The organism is Aminobacter sp. P4_H6_2 (assembly GCF_056400805.1).
Genome location: NZ_JBFUKO010000764.1, coordinates 1 through 2,304 on the forward strand (window position 1 = coordinate 1; position 2,304 = coordinate 2,304).

Here is a 2,304-nt window from a genome sequence, read left to right on the forward strand (position 1 = left end):
ACGATTGGCCAGCAATATTAGTTCGCCCTGGGGCTGGGCGTTTGGTGATTGGAGGCGGCGGTTGAAGTCTTCGACCTCAAGCAGGCCGAGCATGACGAGGATGAAGACCAGGACGGCGAAACCAGCCAGGCTGTTGAGCCGTCCGGCGATCCCTTGGGTGAAGCCGACCAGCCAGGTGACGTCGAAGCGGTCGGCAAGCGGCCCGGCTATGGCAATGCCATGCCCCTCCAGCCAATCGGTCCAGTCGGTATAAACGGCCTGAAAATGTCCGGCATTGGCAAATAGCCACTGGCCGAGCTTGCCGAAGCCCCAGATCACCGAAGAGCCGACGGCAAGGACGATGGTGATCGTGATGCTGACGGTGATGAGCAGCGCCAGGAGCTTGGGCAACCGGCGCTGCAACGCAAACTGCACCGGCCAGACCAGGGCGATCAGAAACAGCGAAAAGACCAGCGGAACAAAGATCGACTGCGCAAAATGCATCAGCGCCAAGACCAAAATACCGGTCGCCAGACCCCCAACCATCCGGCCCTCATTTTGAATTGGCATGTCCCCTCCACGCGCTTGCCTGTCACTGATCTAGCGCAAGTTGGTGTACCAGAGAATGTCCCTGCGTCCCGCAATGCAGATTTAGCTGATGCGCAAAACACAGCCCTGTGGTTCGCGCATACCACTCCTGGCGAGGCACCGCTCACTTGCCTATTCCCGCTGAGAATACAGCCGAAGGTTGCTCCATCAGGCGCCTGAAAACGGCCGCTTTCGACAGTTGGTCGAAGCACGCACCGAACGGCTGATCCACTCGTTCACAGTAAATGTACGATCACGACATTCTGTGCGGAACTTTGGCTGTTCAGGGAAGTTGAGATGAAGGCAAAGAGTCGAAGTGGTGATACACTGAGTTGCGACTTCGGCATTGTGAGGGTGCCATGCAAACACGTGAATCCGACGTCTTCAATCTCTTCTCGGAAATCTACGGCAGTCAGACAACCGAGGAGATGAGCCTTCAGCAATATCTGCTCGCTTGCCGCGACCAGCCTGCGATGTACGCGACTGCGGCCGAGCGAATGGTGGACGCCATTGGCGCCCCCACGCTGGTCGACACCAGCGCCGACGCCCGACTGGGGCGCATCTTCGCCAACCGAACAATCAAGATTTATCCGGCATTTGCCGAGTTCTACGGCATGGAAGACACGATCGAGCGTATCGTCGGCTACTTCCGCTACGCCGCGCAGGGGCTCGAAGAGCGCAAGCAGATCCTCTATCTGCTCGGCCCCGTCGGTGGCGGCAAGTCGTCGCTCGCCGAACGGTTGAAGAAGCTGATGGAAGAGCGGCCGATCTACACGCTCAAGATCAACGGCCAGGTCAGCCCGATTTTCGAATCACCCCTCGGGATGTTCCATCCCGAACGCATGGCCGACCTTCTCGAAGACAAATATGGCATCGCCCGGCGCCGGCTCACCGGCCTGATTTCGCCCTGGGCTGCCAAGCGGCTCGAAGAAATCGGCGGCGATGTCGCGAAATTCTCCGTCGTCAAACTGATGCCGTCGCGGCTGCGCCAGATCTGCATCGCCAAGACCGAACCCGGCGACGAAAACAACCAGGACGTGTCGGCGCTTGTCGGCAAGGTCGACATCCGCAAGCTTGAACATTTCAGCCAGTCCGACCCCGACGCCTATTCCTACAGCGGCGGCCTCAACCGCACGACCCAGGGGCTTCTCGAATTCGTCGAGATGTTCAAGGCACCGATCAAGGTGCTGCACCCGCTTTTGACCGCGACCCAGGAAAGCAACTACAACGGCACCGAGAGCTTCGGCGCCTTCCCCTACCAGGGCATCGTGCTTGCCCATTCCAACGAGTCGGAATGGCTGCAGTTCAAGAGCAACAGGAACAACGAGGCATTCCTCGACCGCATCCTGGTGGTCAAGGTGCCCTATTGCCTGCGCGTCACCGAAGAACGGCAGATCTACGAAAAGCTGCTGCGCGAAAGCGAGCTGGTGAGCAATCCATGCGCACCCGAGGTGCTCGACATATTGAGCCGCTTCACCGTGTCGACACGGCTGGCCGAACACGAGAACTCGCCGCTCTACACCAAGATGCGCGTCTATGACGGCGAGAACCTCAAGGATGTCGACCCCAAGGCCAAGTCGATGCAGGAGTATCGCGACGCCGCCGGCGTCGATGAAGGCATGAACGGYGTCAGCACGCGCTTTGCCTTCAAGGTTTTGTCGGAGACGTTCAACTACGACACCAAGGAGATCGCCGCCGACCCGGTGCACCTGATGTATGTTCTGGAGCAGGCGATCA

Annotated in this window: 2 protein-coding genes; one reads left to right on the plus strand and one right to left on the minus strand. The window is 59.1% G+C overall.

The window, feature by feature from the left end; translation table 11 throughout:
- Positions 1-549 (minus strand): AI-2E family transporter (locus tag AC1DUU_RS29795; RefSeq protein ID WP_476786921.1); only part of this gene is annotated, 549 nt, incomplete at its 3' end.
- Between the two features lie 377 nt (positions 550-926).
- Here AC1DUU_RS29795 and AC1DUU_RS29800 point away from each other — a divergent pair.
- Positions 927-2,304 (plus strand): PrkA family serine protein kinase (locus AC1DUU_RS29800; RefSeq protein ID WP_476786922.1); only part of this gene is annotated, 1,378 nt, incomplete at its 3' end.